Below are 18,721 nucleotides of genomic sequence, written 5' to 3'. Positions count from 1 at the left end.
CTCCCACTCGTCGTCATCCGGCCCGCCATCGGGAAGCAGGATTCCCTGGCAGCTATCGAGCGACATGGGCATCCTACTGGCTTCGTAAAAGGCTGCCGGGGCTATTATTGCTCGGCGCTCTCCTCGGCCCGGCCCCCCGTTTCGCCTTCCATTTCGGCCTCCTCTTCTTCTCCCTGCTGGCGCATCTCGGGCGGCATCATCGCCTCGGACACCTCGAGCCCCTGCTCCCGGTAATAGCGCACCGCGCCGGGATGGAACCAGATCACATTGTTCTTCTCCATGTGCTCCGGCCGGGTCTCGGCCGCTGCGGGGTGGATCTCCTGCATGGCGTCGTTGTCCTCGAGCACCAGTGCCATGAGTTCATGGACGAAACCCTCATCGAGATCCTTGTGGCCGATGGCGAAATTCCAGAAGGCCACCGAGGCCTGGGGGGCATCCATCGACGCATAGGTGTCGGCAGGGATCTCGTAGGGAGTCACCGGAAAGGCGTCCACCAGGGTCGCCTGCTGCTCCTCGGTCAGGCCGAACATCCGTACCGCCTGGCGACTCTCCACATGCTCGAAGGCCTGGATAGGCAGGCCGGCACAGAAGGCGAAGGCATCGCTGAGGCCGCCGAGCATGTAATCCGCCGACAGGCTGGCGCCGGCATACTGCAGGCGGACATCCTCAACCCCCAGTTCATCGAAGAACCGCTCCCAATAGGTGGCGCAGGTGCCGCCCATGGGTCCCACCCCGACACGGGCCCCACTGAGGTCATCGATGCTTTCGATGCCTGAATCGGCCTGGGTGACTATGTGGAAGGGGGTTCGGTACATGGGAAAGAGGGCACGCACGTTGCGCATCTTCTCACCATCGGCGAACTCGGCCTCGCCCTCCCAAAGCTCCTTTGCCGGCCCCAGGGTGACAAAGCCCAGCTCCGCTTCACCCGTGTGGACCAGGATCATGTTGTGGTAGGGCCCGCCGGTGGTACGCGTATCGGCGAGTATGTCGAACTCATCGGTGATGCGCGCGGACAGGCCGTGGCCGTAGATATGGTAGGTGCCGCCGATGGAGGCAGTAGCCACCCTGATCCGCTCCGGCCAGTCCGCACGTTCCTGGGCCATGGCCGTGGTCCCCCCGATCAGCAGGCCACCGGCCGCGACAAGGGTGGGAAGGCAGAAAACGCGTTCGTCAGTCATGGCATGTCTCTCGATTGAGGTGTGGATCACTTCTTTCCACAAACCTAGCTGACTATCTGGCCGAGTGCCGCCGACGCCTGACGGCACCCCTGGCGCGAGGACCTGTGCGGAAATCCGCATACCACGACACCTGCTCCGTGCGGGATCCCGGCCCCACTCGGCCGATCATGCTTCGACCAAGGTCGAAGCATGATCTCGCAACTGAATGAAATGCAAGATGTTCCAATAAATGGGCATGACCATTGCTGGATAATGGACGTTGATGCCACCCCGGCCAGGATCACGGCAGGTCCCGCAACCGGTGACCATACTGGGGGACGACGGCATGCAGCCCCGGGGCACGACCGCCCGGGCATTTAACAAGAGCACAACAGCAACAGGAGAGACATCATGCGTCTTCTTTCCACCAAACTGCTCGCCAGCACTCTCGCCGGCTCCCTGCTGGTGGCCGCCTCGGCCTCGGCCCAGTCCGACCGCAGCGACTGGCCGGAGAGCTTCACCGTGGGCACCGCCAGCCAGGGCGGCACCTACTATGTCTATGGCTCCGGCTGGGCCAACCTGATCGCCGACGAGTTGGGCATCTCCGGTGGCGGCGAGGTCACCGGCGGCCCGACCCAGAACCTGGCCCTGGTGCATGGTGGCGATGTGGCCTTCGGCCTGACCACCATGGGGCCGGCCGCCGACGCCGTGAAAGGCGAGAGCCCGCTGGCCCCGGGCGTGGCAATGGACAACGTCTGCGCGCTGTTCCCGATGTACGAGACACCGTTCTCCATCGCCGCCCTGGCCGACAGCGGCATCGAGTCGATCTCCGATATTCCCGACGGCGCGAGCATCGGTTTCGGCCCCGCGGCCTCCACCTCCGATACGTACTTTCCCGCCATCCTGGAGACCCTGGGCGTGGAGTTCGACCGTCGCAATGGTGGCTGGTCCGACCTCGGCGGCCAGTTGCAGGACGGCCTGATCGACGTCATCGCCTTCGCCGCCGGCATCCCGATCCCGGCCATCAGCCAACTCGAGGTGCAGACCGACGTCAACATCATCGAGTTCACCGAAGAGGAGCAGGCCAAGGTGTTAGAGGAGTTCCCGGTCTCCGCGTTCTCGATCCCGGCCAGCACCTACCAGACCCTCGAGGAGGATGCTCGCGCCGTCTCCATGTGGAACTTCGCTATCGCCGGCTGTGACCTGCCGAAGGACTTCGTCTACGAGGTCACCAAGGTCACCATGGAAAACAACGACAAGATGCGTAACGTACACCGCTCCGCCGAGACGACGGTCCCGGAAAACATCAAGTACAACACCGTACTGCCCTTCCACCCGGGTGCCGTGCGCTGGTACGAGGAGAACGGCTACGAAATCCCTGACGAGCTCAAGCTCGACTAGATTTTGTCCGAAAGGCCGGGCCGCCTAGCGCCTGACCCCATGCTCCGTGTCGCCCTCGGCACGGGGCGTGACCCGCTCCCCACCGTTCCCACATCAAGGGGTTTCCCCTCATGAATCACACACCCGAGAACCGCCCCGGCAACGAGGAACCCGTCGCCGCGGCGTCCGAGTCCGTTGCCGACGGGGCCGACGACGAAGTCGTCGAATCGAATCGACGCCTGTATGGCGGCTGGCGATGGTTACTGTTTGCCGGCCTGGCCATCGCCTACTGCGTCTTCCACCTGGTCACCCTGAACATGTTCCCCATGGAGACCTGGTCGTTCCGCATCATTCACATCGCCGGTGCCCTGATCCTTGGTTTCGGCTTCTATGCGGGGGCACGCTTCGCCGATCAGCCGGGGGCCCCCGCCGGACGCGTGCTCACCTCACTCGGCTATGTGCTGCTGGTACCGGCAGGCTACGCCCTGGTGCGCACCGTCATGATGTATCAGGAGATGCAGGCGGGGGCGATGCGCATCGCCCCCGAGGTGGAGACCTGGCACTTCGGCTACCCACTGATACTTGCCACCGCAGGGGCGATCGTACTCTCCTGGGGCCTGCGCGAGGCCCGCCACCGGATCAACCCGGCCGACCTGGTGCTGATGGTCTGCGCGCTCGCGGTGGCAGGCTACCTGCTGGTGATATTCAACAGCCCGCTGCGTGCCTCCACCGGCACCTCCTTCGCCCCGGTGGGCCTCACCTGGGCGGGCATCGCCGGCTCGCTGCTGATCCTCGAGCTGACCCGTCGCGTGGCCGGCCTGGCACTGGTGATCATTTCGGCGATCTTCCTGACCTATGTGTTCGCCGGCCCTTACCTGCCGGGCTTCCTCGGCTACCCGGGCCTCTCGGTGGGGCGCTTCTTCAGCCAGGTCTACACCGACACCGGCATCCTGGGTCCGACCACCGCGGTATCATCCACCTACATCATTCTGTTCATCATCTTCGCCGCCTTCCTGCAGGCTTCGAAGGTAGGGGAGTACTTCATCAACTTCGCCTTCGCCGCCGCCGGACGCGCGCGAGGCGGCCCGGCCAAGGTCGCGATCTTCGCCTCCGGGCTGATGGGCATGATCAACGGCACCAGTGCCGGCAACGTGGTCTCCACCGGCTCGCTGACCATCCCGCTGATGAAGAAAGTGGGCTACCCGGGCCGCAGCGCCGGGGCCATCGAGGCCGCCGCCTCCACCGGCGGGCAGATCATGCCGCCGATCATGGGCGCGGGGGCCTTCATCATGGCCGAGGTCACCGGCATCCCCTATACCGAGATCGCCGTGGCGGCGCTGATCCCGGCCATCCTCTACTTCCTGTCGGTCTACTGCATGGTGGACTTCGAGGCGGCCCGCAAGGGCATGCGCGGCATGCCCAAGGAGGAAATTCCCAAGTTCCGCCGCCTGGTCAAGCATGTCTATCTGTTCGCACCGATCATCATCCTGATCGCCGCGCTGTTCATGGGCTACTCGGTGATCCGCGCCGGCACCCTGGCCACCGCCTCGGCCGCCGTGGTGAGCTGGTTCTCGCCCAACAAGATGGGTCTGCTCGCCATCCTGCGAGCGCTGCATCTGGCCGGCACCATGGCGATCCAGATCATCGCCGTGTGTGCCTGTGCCGGCCTGATCGTCGGCGTCATCGCCATGACCGGCGTGGGCGCGCGCTTCTCCTCACTGCTGCTCGGTCTGGCCGGTGTCAGCCAGCTGTTGGCGCTGTTCTTCGCCATGTGCATCTCGATCTTGCTGGGCATGGGCATGCCCACCACCGCCGCCTATGCGGTGGCCGCCTCGGTGGTCGCCCCGGGCCTGATCGAGATCGGCATCCAGCCGCTGGTGGCGCACTTCTTCGTGTTCTACTTCGCGGTGGTCTCGGCCATCACCCCGCCGGTGGCGCTGGCCTCCTATGCGGCGGCGGGCATTTCCGGCGACAACGCCATGGGGACGTCGGTGGCCTCCTTCAAGGTCGGTCTGGCCGCCTTCATCGTGCCCTTCATGTTCTTCTACAGCCCGGCCATGCTGATGGAGGGCAGCTGGATGCAGATCCTGAGGGTGGGCGTGACCGCCACCCTGGGCATCGTGCTGCTGGCCGCTACCGTCCAGGCCTGGTTCTTCGGGCCGGTGAAGGCCTGGCAGCGCCTGGTGATGCTGGTCGGGGCATTATGCATGATCTATGGTGGCATCTACACCGATGTCGTGGGACTTGCCATCGGGGCAGTGCTGTTCATGATGCAGCGCGGTCGCCATGGCGGTGGTGGCCAACCGGTCTCCGCCGGCTGATCCGTCTCGTCCACCGGAGTGCGAAGGGCCCCGCCACTGGCGGGGCCCTTCTGCGTCCTGGTCGATGTCGGCGCTGGCTAGCGCCCTGCTCAGGAAGCGAGCACACCGCAGGCTACGCGAGCGCCACCGCCGCCCAGCGGCTTCGGCTCGTCGGCGTAGTTGTCGCTGCCCTCGTGGATCATCAGGCTACGCGCCTTCAGGTCGTCGAGACTGAGCCGAGGCGCTAACACCGGCAGCGTCGCCTTCCCGTCCGCGTTGACAATCAGCACCGGCAGATCACCGAGATGGCCATCGCCATAGGGACCTTCATGGCTCCCGGTCTCGTCGGGATCGTAGTGACCGCCCGCCTCGGCGGCTGCCGTCTTATCATCCGGCCCGCAGCTGGCGTTCTCGTGGACATGGAAGCCGTGGGGGCCGGGGGACAGTCCGCTCAAATCCGGCGTCAGCAGCAGGCCATAGTCGGTGTCCTCGAGTGTGACGGTACCGATGGCCTCCCCGACGCCATCGGCATTGACCTTGTTGATCTCGACCTCCTGGTGCTCGCTGGCCTGAGCCTGGCCGAGACCCGCGGCGAGCAGCAGGGAGGCAAGGGCTCCCGCAATCATATTGGCATGGCGCATCTGGCGTCTCCTGCTCCTGATTCCATGGACATGTCAGAAACAGGCTAGCCCCAGATCCGCCGGACCGCCAAGGCAGCGTCGGGCTCGGTGATCGAGGATCCGCCGTCCTGTTGAGGCCGGCGTAGAGAGGCAAGTGCAGCCCGGCGGCACGACCGCCCCGCCCGGTTCAGGCGGAGATATTATTCAGCACCTTCAGGGTCGGCTCGGCCTGGTTAAGGGTATAGAAGTGCAGACCCGGGGCCCCGCCGTCGAGCAGGCGCTGGCAGAGCCGCGAGATCACCTCCTCGCCGAAGGCCGCGATGGCCTCGCTGTCGTCGCCGTAGGCCTCGAGCTGCTTGCGGATCCAGCGCGGGATCTCGGCGCCGCAGGCATCGGAGAAGCGCGCCAGCTTGGCATAGTTGGTGATCGGCATGATGCCGGGCACGATGGGGGCCTCGACGCCCAGGGCGCGGGCCCGCTCGACGAAATGGAAATAGGCGTCGGCGGTGAAGAAGTACTGGGTGATGGCGAAGTTTGCCCCGGCCTTCATCTTGCGGGCGAAGTTCTCCAGGTCTCGGTCGAGACTCGGCGCCTGGGGGTGCGATTCCGGATAGGCGGCCACGGCGATCTCGAAGTGTTCGCCGGTCTCCTCGCGGATGAACTCGACCAGCTCGTTGGCATAGCGCAACTCGCCGATACCACCCATCCCGGAAGGCAGGTCACCGCGCAGGGCCACCAGGCTGTCGATCCCCTCCTCGCGGTAGCCCGTCAGCAGGTCGCGCAGCACCGCCTTTTCGCTGCCGATGCAGGAAAGGTGCGGCGCGGTGGTGATTCCGGACTCGCGCACCGCCCGTACGCTGTTGAGCGTGCGATGCTGGGTGGAGCCGCCGGCCCCGTAGGTGACCGAGAAGAAGCGCGGCTGGCGACGAGCCAGGGCATCGCGGGTGCGCATCAGCTTGTCGTGTCCGGCCTCGGTGCTGGGCGGGAAGAATTCGAAGCTGATCCCCAGCGGATGTTCCTGCGTGCTCATCGGCTCACCTTGTTGAAGCGTTTGCATGTTGGTGCCATTGTGCCGCCTCGCCTGGGCCGTCGACCAATGAAAGTTTCGCGCTGCTGCATCAATATGCTTCACGTTAGCGCCCGATAGGCATCGGGCCTCGTGTGCTCTGACAGGCAAGGATGATGACTGTAATCGACCCTAGCGCCCTGATGGGGCCTCTCTGGACTCTGCTGGCCTTCGTGGCGCTCGGTTGGCTGGCGGCCAGACGCCTGACCGTGGATCCGCGCCCCATTGCCACCCTGCTGATCTACCTGATCGCGCCCCTGACCTTCTTCCGCGCCCTGGTGCAGGGTGGCCCCACCCCGGCCGACCTGCTGCTCACCGCGAGCCTCTTCATCGCGGCAAGCCTGATCGCCCTGGCGGTGCATCGCCTGGCCCGACACCGTCTGGGCAGCGAGGAAAGCGCCCTGCTGGCCTTCTCCTCGGGGACCGGCAACACCGGCTACTTCGGCCTGCCGGTAGCGCTGGTACTGCTGCCCCCGACGGGCGTGACCCTCTATCTCTTCTGCCTGCTGGGGGTGACGCTCTACGAGTTCACGGTGGGCTTCTACCTCAGTGCCCGGGGACGCTTCTCGGTGCGCCAGAGCCTGACCCGGATCGCTCGCCTGCCGCTGGTCTATGCTTTCCTCGCCGCGCTGCTTAGCGAGACCGCCGGGCTCGAGGTGCCAGCGGCAGTCATGGAGGGTCTCACGGTCTTCCCGGCCACCTATACCCTGCTTGGCATGATGCTCATCGGCATGACGCTGGGCCGGGTCACGATCCACCACCTGGACTGGCGATTCATCGGCATCGGCGTGGTGATCCGCTATGGGCTCTGGCCGCTGCTGGCCCTGGCCGCCGTGATCGGGCTCCAGGCCATGATCAAGCTCTCGCCGGAGCTCGCCCTGGCCCTGCTGCTGATCGGCGTGGTGCCCATGGCCGCCAACGTGGTGGTGGTGGCCATGGAACTCGGCATCGCGCCGGAGAAGGGCGCGCTGGCGGTACTGCTCACCACCCTCGCCGCGCCCCTGCTGCTCCCGTTCTACCTGGGACTGCTGATGGACCTTGCCGGACTGCCATGAGGGGGCACAGCGAGGGTTGGACGGTCCAGGCCTTGCAACCGGCGCATGCCCCACTAGCCTGAGAGGAGAGTCGTCCCCGGAGGAGCCGATCATGCAACGACGACACTTCCTGCTGGCCACGGCGGCACTCGCCCTGCTGCTGGCCTTCTCCCAGGCCCAGGCCCACCACGGCTGGACCGGTGGCGAGACCCGCGAGCTCGTCGGTGTGATTACCGACGTCCAGCTAGGCAATCCCCACGGTGTGCTCATCCTGGACGTGGACGGCGAGACCTGGACGGTAGAGGTCGGCCAGCCCTGGCGCAACGACCGGGCCGGTCTGGGTGAGGGCGACCTCGCCACGGGCGTCGAGGTCCGCGTCTCCGGAGAACACTCCGGCGAGCGATTGCTCAAGGTCGAGCAGCTATGGATCGGCGACGAGCATTTCGTGCTCTATCCAGATCGCATCTGATGCCCCATGGCCGCGCTGCTGGCCTGGCTGGCGGAGACGGGTCCGGCCGTCTGGATGGGTCAGTCACGCTGGGGCTATGCGAGCGTTAACACCCTGCACGTGTTGGGCATCGCCCTGCTGGTCGGCGCGATCACCGCCCTCGATCTTCGCTTGCTGGGCTGGCAGCGCCAGCTTGCCCTGCCCGCCCTGGCCCGCCTTCTGCAACCGGTGGCCATCACCGGCCTGCTGCTGGCGCTGACCACCGGCACCCTGTTGTTTCTCGCCGACCCCACCGGCTATACGGCCATGCCGCTGTTTTGGATCAAGCTGGCCCTGGCCGTGCTGGCCATCGCCAATGCGCTGCTGCTCAATCTGGGGCCGGGCCTGGCCCACGCTTCCCTCCGACGTCTGCGCCTGGCCGGGGGCCTCTCCCTGGCCCTGTGGCTCGCCACCCTGGCCGCCGGCCGCTTCCTGGCCTTCGTCTGATCCGCGAGACGCAAGCCGCTAGTAGCGATAGTCACCCGGCTTGTAGGGCCCCTCGGCTGGCACCCCGGTGTAGTGCACCTGGGCCTCGTTCATGCGGGTGATCACCCCGCCGAAGCCTTCCACCATGTAGCGGGCCACCTCCTCGTCCAGGTGACGGGGCAGCACGGTCACATCGAGGGCGTCGCGCCGGTCCGATTCGGGCAACTCGGCGAAGCCTCCCTCGAAGAGGTGGATCTGCGCCAGCACCTGGTTGGCAAAGGAGCCGTCCATGATCCGAGAGGGATGACCGGTGGCGTTGCCCAGGTTCACCAGGCGCCCCTCGGAGAGCAGGATCAGGTAGTCGCGACTCTCCGGGTCGAACTTGCCGGGCTTGCTGTCACGATAGACCTTGTGGACCTGGGGCTTGACCTCCTCCCAGTGCCAGTGGCGGCGCATGTGGGCGGTGTCGATCTCGCTGTCGAAATGGCCGATGTTGCACACCACGGCGCCCTTCTTCAGGGCATGCAGCATGGCCGCATCACAGGCGTCGATGTTGCCGGTGGCGGTGACCACCAGGTCGATGCGCGACAGCAGGTCGCGGTCGATGCTCTCCTTGCCCCGGTTGAGGCCGTCGGCATAGGGGGAGACCACCTCGAAGCCATCCATGCAGGCCTGCATGGCACAGATGGGGTCGATCTCGCTGATCTTGACGATCATGCCCTCCTGGCGCAGCGAGGCCGCCGAGCCCTTGCCCACGTCGCCATAGCCCACCACCAGGGCCTGCTTGCCGGCCAGCAGGTGGTCGACGCCGCGCTTGATGGCGTCATTGAGGCTGTGGCGACAGCCGTACTTGTTGTCGTTCTTCGACTTGGTCACGGCGTCGTTGACGTTGATCGCCGGGACCCGCAGCGAGCCGGCGCGCAGCATCTCCTGCAGGCGATGCACGCCGGTGGTGGTCTCCTCGCTGATGCCGTGCACCGCGTCGAGCAGCTCCGGACGCTTGTCGTGGAGCAGGGCCGTCAGGTCACCGCCGTCGTCGAGCACCAGGTTGGGGGTCCAGCCGTCCGGCCCCTCCACGGTCTGCTCGATGCACCACCAGAACTCCTCCTCGGTCTCACCCTTCCAGGCGAACACCGGGGTACCGGCGGCCGCAACGGCGGCAGCGGCATGATCCTGGGTGGAGAAGATGTTGCACGACGACCAACGCACCGTGGCTCCCAGGGTGACGAGGGTCTCGATCAGCACCGCGGTCTGGATGGTCATGTGGATGCAGCCGGCGATGCGCGCCCCCTTGAGCGGCTGGGCCTGCCGATACTTCTCGCGGATCGCCATCAGCGCGGGCATCTCGGTCTCGGCGATGCGGATCTCGCGCCGCCCCCAATCGGCCAGCGAGAGGTCGGCGACCTTGTAGTCGGTGGCGGGCGCGGAAACGGCGGGCTGGTTCATGGATGGACATCTCCTTCACGGACGAAAAGCGTCTCCTCACTATAGGCAGTGAGCCCAGAACCGGACAACCAACGCTCAGAACCCCGCGACGCCGACCCGGGCCAGCCGCCGGGCCAAGGCCTGCACCTCGGGATGGGCGAAGAAGGCTACCAGGTCGCCGGCCCGCTCAGGCCCGACGCCCGGCTCGGCGCGCCAGCGGCGCTCACCGCGGGTGGCCAGCGACGCCCAGTTCTCGATGGCGGCGGGGGCCAGCCCCGGCGGTGGCCCCAGGGCCTCCAGCCAGGCGGCGAAGGGACGCTCTTGCGCCTGCGCGAAGGTCGCCTGCAGGCGTGCCGCCCGTATCTCGCCGATGCCGGGCACCGCCTCCAGCGCTTCCGCCTCCAGGGTCAGCCAGTCCAGCAGCCCCGTGACCAGGCCAGCGTCCATCAGAGACTGCCAGGTTCCCGGCCCCACGCCAGGCAGGTCGAGTCCCTCGGGCCCGCCCAGCCAGGTAAGCCGCTCGAGGAACTGGGCCTGGCAGCCGGGCGCGAGGTGCCAGCAGCTCAGGGCATGGTACGCTTCGGGGTCGGGTGGGGAGAGCGCCGGGCGTTGGACAGCGCGCCACACCACACCTTCCAGACGCGGAATGGTCAGGCCGGCCAGGACGATCGCCACCTGATCGCCAGGCCGGATATCCAGCGCCTGCCACCTGGCCAGCGACCCCACCGCCACCCGGCGGATCACCCGGCCGTCCAGTTCGACGGGCATCAGGTGCAGCAGCGGCGAGAGCCGCCCGGTACGGCCGATGCGAAACTCGACCCCGCGCACCTCGGCCAGGGCCTCCCGCGGCGGATGCTTCCAGGCCGCGGCCCAGACCGGCGGTTTGGCCTGCCATGTCGTGCCCGGGGAGCGGCCACCCTGGCGCAGCACGACGCCATCGGTGGCGAAGGGCAGCGGGCCGCGATACCAGGCCTCACGCCAGTACCTGACCTCCGCCAGGCCATCGACCGCCAGGGTGAGGGAAGCCGACGCCGGGAAGCCCAGACGCGCCACCTCGGCAAGGCGCGCTTCCATCGTGGCAGGGCCATCGGGCCAGTCCCAGACGAACAGCCCGATGCGGCTGGCCTCCTTCGCGTTGAGATGCTCGCGAGCCAGCAGGCCGGCCACCGTGCTGCGGGCCCCGGCGCTGCCCACCTCGGCCTGCACATGCTCCGTCAGGCGCAGGAAGTACTCGCCTTGCAGCACCAGGTCAGCGTCGGTGGGCAGGGTCTCCGGCACGGCAGGCAGACGCCGAGCCGTCGACGTCCAGTCCTGGCCGCGTCGTCCGTCGCCGCGACTGATGGCGCGCACCAGCCGACCGGCCTCGTAGACCAGGGTCACTGCCACCCCGTCGACCTTGGGCTGCAGCCAGATGTCCTCACGGCGAGCCAGCCAGGCGCGCACCGCGGCCGCCTCCGCCAGCTTGGCCAGGCCGGTCTGGGGCACGGGATGGCGGGCCTCGCCGGCGGAGCCAGTCACCGGTGGCAAGATCTCGGGCAGCACACCGGGAAAGCAGCGTCGCCAGACATCGAGGCGCACGCGGGCCTGGTCATAGACGGCATCGCTCACCGGCGAGCGGCCGTCATGGCGGTAAGCACGGTTCCATGCAGCCAGGCGGCCCTGCAGGGCCGTGAGCTCCCGCTCGGCACGGGAGGCCGACCAGTCCGGGCAGTCGGCCAGCAGCGGAGGCGACACGAGACACAGGAACAGGATGAGCCAGAGGAAGGAAGCGAGACGGCAGCGCATATCGAGGCCTCGAGGCAGATGTGCCTCGACCCTAGCAAAGGGCCCCGCACGGCGCTGCCGGCGGGGCCCTCAAGATGCCGTAGGCGATCGCCTACAGACCGGCGGCGGCGCGCAGCGCCTCGGTCCGGTCGGTCTTCTCCCAAGGGAAGGCGGTGAAGGTCTCGGTGTGGGTCTCGCCGTGGGTGTCGGTCCAGGTGTAGGAGGTCTCGAAGGGCTCACGACCGAAGTGGCCGTAGGCGGCGGTGAGCTGGTACATGGGATGCAGCAGATCGAGCATGCGAGTGATGGCGTTGGGCCGCAGGTCGAAGTGCTCACGGACCAGGGCGACGATGCGCGCATCGCTGATCTTGCCGGTGCCGAAGGTGTTGATCGATACCGAGGTGGGCTCGGACACGCCGATGGCATAGGAGACCTGGATCTCGCACTTCTCGGCCAGTCCCGCGGCCACGATGTTCTTGGCCACGTAGCGCCCCGCATAGGCGGCGCTGCGGTCGACCTTGGAAGGGTCCTTGCCGGAGAAGGCGCCACCACCATGGCGGGCCATGCCGCCATAGGTGTCGACGATGATCTTGCGGCCGGTCAGGCCGCAGTCGCCGACCGGACCACCGATCACGAACTTGCCGGTGGGATTGATGTGGTACTGGGTGGAGTCGGTCAGCCACTCGGCGGGAATCACCTGCTCGATGATCTCGCGACGTACCATCTTGCGCAGCTCCTCCTGGTCGATCTCCGGGTCGTGCTGGGTAGAGAGCACCACGGCATCCACAGCACAGGGCTTGCCGTGCTCGTCGTAGCGGAAGGTGATCTGGCTCTTGGCGTCCGGGCGCAACCAGGGCAGCAGGCCATGCTTGCGCAGTTCCGCCTGGCGTTCCACCAGCCGGTGGGCGTAGTGGATCGGCGCCGGCATGTAGCTCTCGGTCTCGTCGGTGGCGTAGCCGAACATCAGCCCCTGGTCGCCGGCTCCCTGATCCTCGGGCTTCACGCGATCGACGCCCTGGGCAATATCCACGCTCTGCTTGCCGATCAGGTTGAGCACCCCGCAGGTCTCGCCGTCGAAGCCGACGTCGGAGGAGGTATAGCCGATGTCGGTGATCACCCGGCGCACCAGATCCTCGAGGTCGACCCAGGCCGCGGTGGTGATCTCGCCAGCGACGATGGCCACGCCGGTCTTGACCAGCGTCTCGCAGGCGACGCGAGCCTGCTTGTCCCGGGCGATGAGGGCATCGAGCACCGCATCGGAGATCTGGTCGGCGATCTTGTCGGGATGGCCCTCGGAGACGGATTCGGAAGTGAACAGGGAGTATTCGCTCATGGCGTTCTCGGCCCTTTGTGTAGCAGCAGTCTGAAACCGCGAGGCACCGCGGCGCAGTCTAGACGTCGCCCGGCACGGTGCCACGGTCAGGGCAATGGCCGTCGCGGGCGACCGGTATCGAGGGCCCGAGTCTACACGCTGCTCCCGCACCTGGCACCCGCGATTTGATGCAGGGCGGCAAGTCGGCGACAATAGGCGCCCGAATTCGACTGCGCCGCTTCCCGTCCTGCGGCGCATCCCAGCCAGAATCCACGTCCGGCCACGCCCCCTGGCCAGACCGTGTCACCGCATACTATATCTGCCGCAGGCGAGGAGCTGACCCCATGCCGTCCCGTTTCGAACTGGCCAATGCCATTCGCGCCCTATCCATGGACGCCGTCCAGAAGGCCAAGTCCGGCCATCCCGGTGCGCCCATGGGCATGGCCGACATCGCCGAGGTGCTGTGGAACGACTACCTGCAGCACAACCCGGCCGACCCGCACTGGCCCGACCGGGACCGCTTCGTGCTCTCCAACGGCCACGGCTCCATGCTGCTCTACTCGCTGCTGCACCTCACCGGCTACGAGCTCGGCCTCGAGGATCTGCAGAACTTCCGTCAGCTGCACTCGCGCACGCCAGGCCACCCCGAACTCGGCTATACGCCGGGCGTGGAGACCACCACCGGCCCGCTGGGCCAGGGCCTGGCCAATGCCGTGGGCATGGCGCTGGCCGAACGTACCCTGGCCGCCCAGTTCAATCGCCCCGGCCACACCATCGTCGACCACCATACCTGGTGCTTCGTGGGGGACGGCTGCCTGATGGAGGGCATCTCCCACGAGGTCGCCTCGCTGGCCGGCACCCAGGGGCTGGGCAAGCTGATCACCGTCTACGATGACAACGGCATCTCCATCGACGGCGAGGTCGAGGGCTGGTTCACCGACGACACCGCCAGGCGCTTCGAGGCCTACGGCTGGCATGTGGTCCCCCACGTCGACGGTCACAACCCCGACGAGGTCAAGGCGGCCATCGAACTGGCGAAGCAGCATGACGACCGGCCCAGCCTGATCATCTGCCAGACCATCATCGGCTTTGGGGCGCCCAACAAGCAGGGCAAGGAGGAGTGTCACGGTGCGGCGCTGGGCGAAGAGGAAGTCGCCGCGGCGCGCGAGCGCCTGAACTGGCCCCATGCTCCCTTCCACGTGCCCGAGGCGATCTACCGGGGCTGGGATGCCACCGAGGCCGGCCAGACGCGCCAGGCCGACTGGCAGGCGCGCCTCGAGCGCTACGCCGAGGCCCATCCTGAGCTGGCCCGGGAGTTCCAGCGCCGGATCCAGGGCGAGCTGCCCACGGCGCTGACCAGCGAGGCGCTGATCGAGCAGGCCCAGGAGAAGGGCGAGACCACCGCCTCGCGCAAGGCGTCGCTGTCCTGCCTCAACGCACTCGGCCCGCAGCTGCCCGAGCTGCTCGGCGGCAGCGCCGACCTGGCGCCCTCCAACCTGACCGTCTGGGACGGCGCCCAGGCGATCTCCGCCGACGCCCCCGGCGGCAACTACCTGCACTACGGGGTGCGCGAGTTCGGCATGGGGGCGATCATGAACGGCATCGCCGTGCATGGCGGTTTCGTGCCCTTTGGGGCCACCTTCCTGATCTTCATGGAATACATGCGCAACAGCGTGCGCATGGCGTCGCTGATGGGTCAGCAGACGCTCTATGTGTTCACCCACGACTCCATCGGGCTGGGCGAGGATGGCCCCACCCACCAGCCGGTCGAGCAGCTCGCCACCCTGCGCTCGACGCCGAACCTCTCCACCTGGCGGCCCTGCGACGCCGTGGAGACCGCCGCCGCCTGGAACGCCGCCCTCAAGCGCCAGGCCGGCCCCACCGCCTTGGTGCTGTCGCGTCAGAACCTGCCCCACCAGGCCCGCCGCAAGCCGCAGCTAGCCGAGATCCAGCGTGGTGGGTACGTGCTGAAAGAGAGCGCGGGCACCCCCGAGCTGATCCTGATCGCCACCGGCGCCGAGGTCGGCCTGGCCATGGACGCCGCCGCCGAGCTCGAGGCCCAGGGCCGCGCCGTACGCGTGGTCTCGATGCCCTCTACCGACGTCTTCGACGCCCAGGACGCCGCGTACCGCGAGCGCGTCCTGCCCAGCGCCGTGACCGCGCGCCTGGCCATCGAGGCCGGTCACCGAGACCTCTGGTACAAGTACGTGGGCCTGGACGGCCGCGTGGTCGGCATGAGCACCTTCGGCGAGTCCGCCCCCGCCGGCGACCTGTTCCAGCACTTCGGCTTCACCGTCGACAACGTGGTGGCCGAGGCCAGCGCGCTGCTGGACGCCGCTGACGACTGATCGTTGCCTGGCACGGCAGAGACAAGGGCACGGCGTTGGCCGCGCCCTTTTTATGGCGCGATTGGCGCCGTCAGGCGAGGGTGACATCCGGTGACAGGTACACGTCCTGGATGGCATGGAGCAGCGCCACGCCCTCCTTCATTGGCTTCTGGAACGCCTTGCGTCCTGAGATCAGGCCCATGCCACCGGCGCGCTTGTTGATCACCGCGGTGCGCACCGCCTCGCCCAGGTCCGAGGCACCCTTGGAGCCGCCGCCGGAGTTGATCAGCCCCGCGCGCCCCAGATAGCAGTTGGCCACCTGGTAGCGGGCCAGGTCGATGGGGTTGTCCGAGGTCAGCTCGCTGTAGACCTTGTCATGGGTGTGACCGAAGCCGATGTCGCGGTAGCCACCGTTGATCTCGGGCAGCTTCTGCTTGACGATATCGGCCTTGAGGGTCGCCGCCATGTGGTTGGCCTGGCCGGTGAGATCGGCGGCCACATGGTAGTCGGTGCCCTCGTGCTTGAAGGCCGGGTTGCGCAGGTAGGCCCACAGCACCGTGACCATGCCCAGCTCATGGGCCCGTTCGAAGGCCTCGCTGACCTCCATGATCTGGCGGCGGCTTTCCGCTGACCCGAAGTAGATGGTCGCCCCCACCGCCACACAGCCCATGTCGAAGGCCTGCTCGACCCGGGCAAACAGGGTCTGGTCGTACACCGCGGGATAGCTCAGGGTCTCGTTGTGGTTGAGCTTGACCATCATCGGGATGCGGTGGGCATAGCGCCGCGCCACCGAGGCCAGCCCGCCCAGGGTCGAGGCCACGGCGTTGCAGCCCCCCTCGAGGGCCAGTTCGACGATGTTGGCGGGGTCGAAGTAGAGGGGGTTGGGAGCGAAGGAGGCACCCGCCGAGTGCTCGATGCCCTGATCCACCGGCAGGATGCTCAGATACCCTGTCCCCCGCAGCCGCCCGTGATCGAACAGCGCCTGCATGTTGCGCAGCACACGGGGGCTGCGATCGCTGTCGGTCATCACCCGGTCGACGAAATCCGCCCCCGGCAGGTGCAGCTGCTCCTTGGGGATACCGGTGCAGGTGTGTCCCAGCAGATCCTCGGCCTGGTCGCCCAGCAGCGTGGCAATGTCGGTCATGTCGTTCCTCTCCTTGGGTGCTCGAAGACGCTCTTCCTAGCGTAGCGGACGAGTCTGGCATGCGGGAGGCATGCCGGCCAACGCCGGCGCCCACCTCGTCAGAGGTGGGCGCCGGCGAGCCAGGGGCGGCTCAGGTCGTCTGGACCTCGATGCGCCGCCGCCGATGGACCTCCTTCTTGGGCAGTACCAGATGCAAGACACCATTGTCGATGCGCGCCTCGATGGCGTCGGCATCGATCTCCTGGCTCAGCGTGAAGCGGCGCGCGAAACGCTGCGCCCGAACCTCCGCATAGAGGGCACGCATCCCCTCCGGCATCTCGAGCTGTACCTCACCCTCCAGGCTCAGCACGTTGTTGTCCACCTCGATATGCAGCCCCTCACGGCTCACGCCGGGCATATCGGCGATCACGTGCAGGGCGTTGTCCTCCTCGAAGATGTCCACCGGCGGCAGCAGGGTCTCGAGTCGTGGCTCCCGCTCGGCCGGCTCCCGGGGAGCCTCATGCTTGGTGATATCGTTCATCTCTCACCTCCTCCCAGTCTCTGGGTACCGTGGCACTTAGGACGCCTGGACCTCGATCCGGCGCGGCTTGAGCTCCTCGCGCTTGGGCAGCACGATTTCGCACACCCCGTTGCGAAAGCGTGCCTCGGCCCGCTCGATGTCCAGGCCATCGGGCAACGCCACGGAGCGACTGAACTCCCCATGCGGTCGCTCGCGCCGGAAGTGGGTTTGCTGCGCCTTCTCCTCCGCCGCGGGCTCGCGCCGGCCGGCCACGGTCAGCACGTTGTCCTGGAGGCTCACGTCCAACTCCCCTGCCGAGAGGCCGGCAGCGAACACATAGACCCGCACGGCCTCGTCGGTGCGCCCGACGTTGATCATCGGGAAGCTGCCCCGCGGAACCGAGCGGATATCGGCAGGGCCTCCCTCGGGGAACACCTCGTCCATCAACTGCCGAACCCAGTCCAGGCCCTGGGGCCGGCCGATATCGAAACGCCTGAGATCTCCGAACATCACGAACACCTCCTAACGTCACAAGGACTTATGTCGCCAGTTGGTCATGACTCGGCGCCATGACCTACCGGTGGGGAGCGGCACACTTAAGCTGACACCGTCCCCGTAATCTGCACAATAGGAACGCTTCGGCGCTTTTCAAGTCCTCGCGCCGCCTTTGACATCGATGACAAGGAGTCCCATGCCGGCACTGCGCGGTTTTCTCTGGCTGCTCGGCTTTTGGCTGCTCGGCGAGAGCCTGGTGACCCTCTCGGGCCTGCCGGTCTCCGCCGGCGTGGTGGGTATGCTGCTGCTCACCGCCTGGCTGATGCTTCACGGCGGCGGATTCGACGACATCGCCGCCGCGGCGCGACCGCTGATCGCCATGCTGGCGATGCTGATCATGCCCGGCGTGGTCGGCGTCTTCTTCCTGCTCGACGCCGTCGCTAGCCAGTGGGCGGCGATCCTGGCGGCCCTGATCGGCGGCACCCTGCTCAGCGTGCTCACCACCCTGTGGCTGATGCGCCGCCTGATGGACGCGCCCCAGGAGGGACCGCACGATGCCTGAGCTGCTCGATCACCTGCTGGCCACCCCGATCCTGGCCATCGCCCTGACCCTGGCCGCCAACGTCGCGGGCATCCGCCTGCTCAGGGCGGTCGGCGCCCCGGCCTGGTGCCCCCCGATCCTGGTTGCCGCGCTGCTGCTGGCCGGGGTGCTGGCCGCCCTGTCCATCGACTATGCGGACTACCGCCGGGGCGCCGCCTGGCTGATGCTGCTGCTGGGTCCCGCCACCGTGGCGTTGGGCCTGCCCCTGCATCAGCAGATGCCGCAGGTCCGGCCCCTGTGGCGCCCGCTGCTGGCTTGCCTGCCCGTGGCGGCCCTGCTCGCCGCCGGCTATGCCGTGGGCATCGCCTGGCTGCTCGGCGCACCGCCCGAGATCCTCGCCTCGCTGGCCCCCAAGTCGGTGACCGCGCCCATCGCCATCGGCATCACCGAACAGATCGGCGGCTCGGTGTCGCTGATGATGGGGGGCCTGCTGGTCACCGGGGTGGCGGCCATCGGCTTCGTCGCCCTGTTCGCCCGACAGCTGGGCATTCGCGATGAGCGCATCCTCGGTCTGGCGCTGGGCCTCAACGGCCACGCCCTGGGCACGGTGCGCGCCTTCGAGATCGGTCCCACCGCCGGCGCCTTCGCCTCGTTGGGGATGAGCCTGACCGGCATCTTCAGTGCGCTGTTCCTGCCGCTGGCGTGGCGACTGGTCGGCCCCTAGAAGACGATCGAGGCGCAAAT

Annotated in this window: 17 protein-coding genes; 8 read left to right on the top strand and 9 right to left on the bottom strand. The window is 67.4% G+C overall.

What is annotated here, in order from left to right; all coding sequences use genetic code 11:
- Positions 1-104: 104 nt before the first annotated feature.
- Positions 105-1,178 (bottom strand): TAXI family TRAP transporter solute-binding subunit, encoded by a 1,074-nt coding sequence (locus FHR94_RS16295; RefSeq protein ID WP_183327221.1) that lies wholly within the window; start codon positions 1,176-1,178, stop codon positions 105-107.
- A 390-nt stretch (positions 1,179-1,568) separates the two neighbouring features.
- On the opposite strand from FHR94_RS16295, the gene FHR94_RS16290 reads away from it, so the two are divergent.
- Both FHR94_RS16290 and FHR94_RS16285 read left to right on the top strand, forming a co-directional pair.
- Positions 1,569-2,558, top strand: a complete 990-nt coding sequence (locus tag FHR94_RS16290; protein WP_183327219.1) for a TAXI family TRAP transporter solute-binding subunit — start codon at positions 1,569-1,571, stop codon at positions 2,556-2,558.
- A 110-nt stretch (positions 2,559-2,668) separates the two neighbouring features.
- Positions 2,669-4,858 carry a TRAP transporter permease gene (locus FHR94_RS16285; RefSeq protein ID WP_183327217.1) on the top strand — a complete coding sequence of 730 codons (2,190 nt, stop codon included), beginning with the start codon at positions 2,669-2,671 and terminating at the stop codon, positions 4,856-4,858.
- An 89-nt stretch (positions 4,859-4,947) separates the two neighbouring features.
- Here the strand turns inward: FHR94_RS16285 and sodC are convergent, their stop codons facing one another.
- Together sodC and metF are read right to left on the bottom strand one after the other, a co-directional pair.
- Positions 4,948-5,478 carry a superoxide dismutase family protein gene (sodC, locus tag FHR94_RS16280; protein WP_183327215.1) on the bottom strand — a complete coding sequence of 177 codons (531 nt, stop codon included), beginning with the start codon at positions 5,476-5,478 and terminating at the stop codon, positions 4,948-4,950.
- 166 nt (positions 5,479-5,644) lie between these two features.
- Positions 5,645-6,487 (bottom strand): methylenetetrahydrofolate reductase [NAD(P)H], encoded by an 843-nt coding sequence (metF, locus tag FHR94_RS16275; protein ID WP_183327212.1) that lies wholly within the window; start codon positions 6,485-6,487, stop codon positions 5,645-5,647.
- Positions 6,488-6,639: 152 nt separating this feature from the next.
- Here metF and FHR94_RS16270 point away from each other — a divergent pair, with 152 nt between their 5' ends.
- The 3 genes from FHR94_RS16270 to FHR94_RS16260 all read left to right on the top strand — a co-directional run bounded on the left by FHR94_RS16270 (position 6,640) and on the right by FHR94_RS16260 (position 8,491).
- Positions 6,640-7,578, top strand: coding sequence for an AEC family transporter (locus tag FHR94_RS16270; RefSeq protein WP_183327210.1), 939 nt, complete (start codon positions 6,640-6,642; stop codon positions 7,576-7,578).
- Positions 7,579-7,669: 91 nt separating this feature from the next.
- Positions 7,670-8,026, top strand: a complete 357-nt coding sequence (locus tag FHR94_RS16265; RefSeq protein ID WP_183327208.1) for a DUF6152 family protein — start codon at positions 7,670-7,672, stop codon at positions 8,024-8,026.
- 6 nt (positions 8,027-8,032) lie between these two features.
- A complete protein-coding gene (locus tag FHR94_RS16260; RefSeq protein WP_183327206.1) occupies positions 8,033-8,491 on the top strand; it encodes a hypothetical protein in 459 nt (152 codons plus the stop codon).
- A gap of 18 nt (positions 8,492-8,509) precedes the next feature.
- On the opposite strand, the gene ahcY is transcribed toward FHR94_RS16260, so the two are convergent.
- The 3 genes from ahcY to metK form a co-directional block, all read right to left on the bottom strand.
- Positions 8,510-9,916, bottom strand: coding sequence for an adenosylhomocysteinase (ahcY, locus tag FHR94_RS16255; protein WP_183327204.1), 1,407 nt, complete (start codon positions 9,914-9,916; stop codon positions 8,510-8,512).
- Between the two features lie 75 nt (positions 9,917-9,991).
- Positions 9,992-11,680 (bottom strand): NAD-dependent DNA ligase LigB, encoded by a 1,689-nt coding sequence (ligB, locus tag FHR94_RS16250; protein WP_183327202.1) that lies wholly within the window; start codon positions 11,678-11,680, stop codon positions 9,992-9,994.
- A 91-nt stretch (positions 11,681-11,771) separates the two neighbouring features.
- Positions 11,772-12,992: a methionine adenosyltransferase gene (metK, locus tag FHR94_RS16245; RefSeq protein WP_183327200.1), complete on the bottom strand. Its 1,221-nt coding sequence runs from the start codon at positions 12,990-12,992 to the stop codon at positions 11,772-11,774.
- A 323-nt stretch (positions 12,993-13,315) separates the two neighbouring features.
- Between metK and tkt the strand changes: the two genes are divergently transcribed.
- Positions 13,316-15,319 (top strand): transketolase, encoded by a 2,004-nt coding sequence (gene tkt, locus FHR94_RS16240; RefSeq protein WP_183327198.1) that lies wholly within the window; start codon positions 13,316-13,318, stop codon positions 15,317-15,319.
- 70 nt (positions 15,320-15,389) lie between these two features.
- Here tkt and FHR94_RS16235 read toward each other — a convergent pair whose 3' ends face one another.
- From FHR94_RS16235 to FHR94_RS16225, 3 genes are all read right to left on the bottom strand, one after another.
- Positions 15,390-16,442, bottom strand: coding sequence for a class I fructose-bisphosphate aldolase (locus tag FHR94_RS16235; RefSeq protein WP_183327196.1), 1,053 nt, complete (start codon positions 16,440-16,442; stop codon positions 15,390-15,392).
- Between the two features lie 130 nt (positions 16,443-16,572).
- Positions 16,573-16,962 (bottom strand): Hsp20/alpha crystallin family protein, encoded by a 390-nt coding sequence (locus FHR94_RS16230; protein ID WP_183327194.1) that lies wholly within the window; start codon positions 16,960-16,962, stop codon positions 16,573-16,575.
- A gap of 36 nt (positions 16,963-16,998) precedes the next feature.
- Positions 16,999-17,451 (bottom strand): Hsp20/alpha crystallin family protein, encoded by a 453-nt coding sequence (locus FHR94_RS16225; protein ID WP_183327263.1) that lies wholly within the window; start codon positions 17,449-17,451, stop codon positions 16,999-17,001.
- A 181-nt stretch (positions 17,452-17,632) separates the two neighbouring features.
- Here FHR94_RS16225 and FHR94_RS16220 point away from each other — a divergent pair, with 181 nt between their 5' ends.
- Both FHR94_RS16220 and FHR94_RS16215 read left to right on the top strand, forming a co-directional pair.
- On the top strand, positions 17,633-17,998 hold the full coding sequence (locus tag FHR94_RS16220; RefSeq protein WP_183327192.1) for a CidA/LrgA family protein: 366 nt from the start codon (positions 17,633-17,635) through the stop codon (positions 17,996-17,998).
- Entirely contained in the window at positions 17,991-18,701 is a 711-nt protein-coding gene (locus tag FHR94_RS16215; RefSeq protein WP_183327190.1) for an LrgB family protein, read from the top strand. The genes FHR94_RS16220 and FHR94_RS16215 overlap by 8 nt, the downstream gene beginning before the upstream one ends.
- The last annotated feature ends 20 nt before the right edge of the window (positions 18,702-18,721 follow it).

Source organism: Halomonas cerina (genome assembly GCF_014192215.1).
In the GTDB taxonomy this organism is placed as follows: Bacteria; Pseudomonadota; Gammaproteobacteria; order Pseudomonadales; family Halomonadaceae; genus Halomonas; species Halomonas cerina.
The sequence above is the reverse complement of the archived record's forward strand: the minus strand, read 5'-3'. Positions and strand labels throughout refer to the sequence as shown.

Coding starts and splice junctions, on each gene's coding strand:
- FHR94_RS16295 (WP_183327221.1), bottom strand. CDS start 1,178: ATGACTGACGAACGCGTTTTCTGCCTTCCCACCCTTGTCGCGGCCGGT.
- FHR94_RS16290 (WP_183327219.1), top strand. CDS start 1,569: ATGCGTCTTCTTTCCACCAAACTGCTCGCCAGCACTCTCGCCGGCTCC.
- FHR94_RS16285 (WP_183327217.1), top strand. CDS start 2,669: ATGAATCACACACCCGAGAACCGCCCCGGCAACGAGGAACCCGTCGCC.
- sodC (WP_183327215.1), bottom strand. CDS start 5,478: ATGCGCCATGCCAATATGATTGCGGGAGCCCTTGCCTCCCTGCTGCTC.
- metF (WP_183327212.1), bottom strand. CDS start 6,487: ATGAGCACGCAGGAACATCCGCTGGGGATCAGCTTCGAATTCTTCCCG.
- FHR94_RS16270 (WP_183327210.1), top strand. CDS start 6,640: ATGACTGTAATCGACCCTAGCGCCCTGATGGGGCCTCTCTGGACTCTG.
- FHR94_RS16265 (WP_183327208.1), top strand. CDS start 7,670: ATGCAACGACGACACTTCCTGCTGGCCACGGCGGCACTCGCCCTGCTG.
- FHR94_RS16260 (WP_183327206.1), top strand. CDS start 8,033: ATGGCCGCGCTGCTGGCCTGGCTGGCGGAGACGGGTCCGGCCGTCTGG.
- ahcY (WP_183327204.1), bottom strand. CDS start 9,916: ATGAACCAGCCCGCCGTTTCCGCGCCCGCCACCGACTACAAGGTCGCC.
- ligB (WP_183327202.1), bottom strand. CDS start 11,680: ATGCGCTGCCGTCTCGCTTCCTTCCTCTGGCTCATCCTGTTCCTGTGT.
- metK (WP_183327200.1), bottom strand. CDS start 12,992: ATGAGCGAATACTCCCTGTTCACTTCCGAATCCGTCTCCGAGGGCCAT.
- tkt (WP_183327198.1), top strand. CDS start 13,316: ATGCCGTCCCGTTTCGAACTGGCCAATGCCATTCGCGCCCTATCCATG.
- FHR94_RS16235 (WP_183327196.1), bottom strand. CDS start 16,442: ATGACCGACATTGCCACGCTGCTGGGCGACCAGGCCGAGGATCTGCTG.
- FHR94_RS16230 (WP_183327194.1), bottom strand. CDS start 16,962: ATGAACGATATCACCAAGCATGAGGCTCCCCGGGAGCCGGCCGAGCGG.
- FHR94_RS16225 (WP_183327263.1), bottom strand. CDS start 17,451: ATGTTCGGAGATCTCAGGCGTTTCGATATCGGCCGGCCCCAGGGCCTG.
- FHR94_RS16220 (WP_183327192.1), top strand. CDS start 17,633: ATGCCGGCACTGCGCGGTTTTCTCTGGCTGCTCGGCTTTTGGCTGCTC.
- FHR94_RS16215 (WP_183327190.1), top strand. CDS start 17,991: ATGCCTGAGCTGCTCGATCACCTGCTGGCCACCCCGATCCTGGCCATC.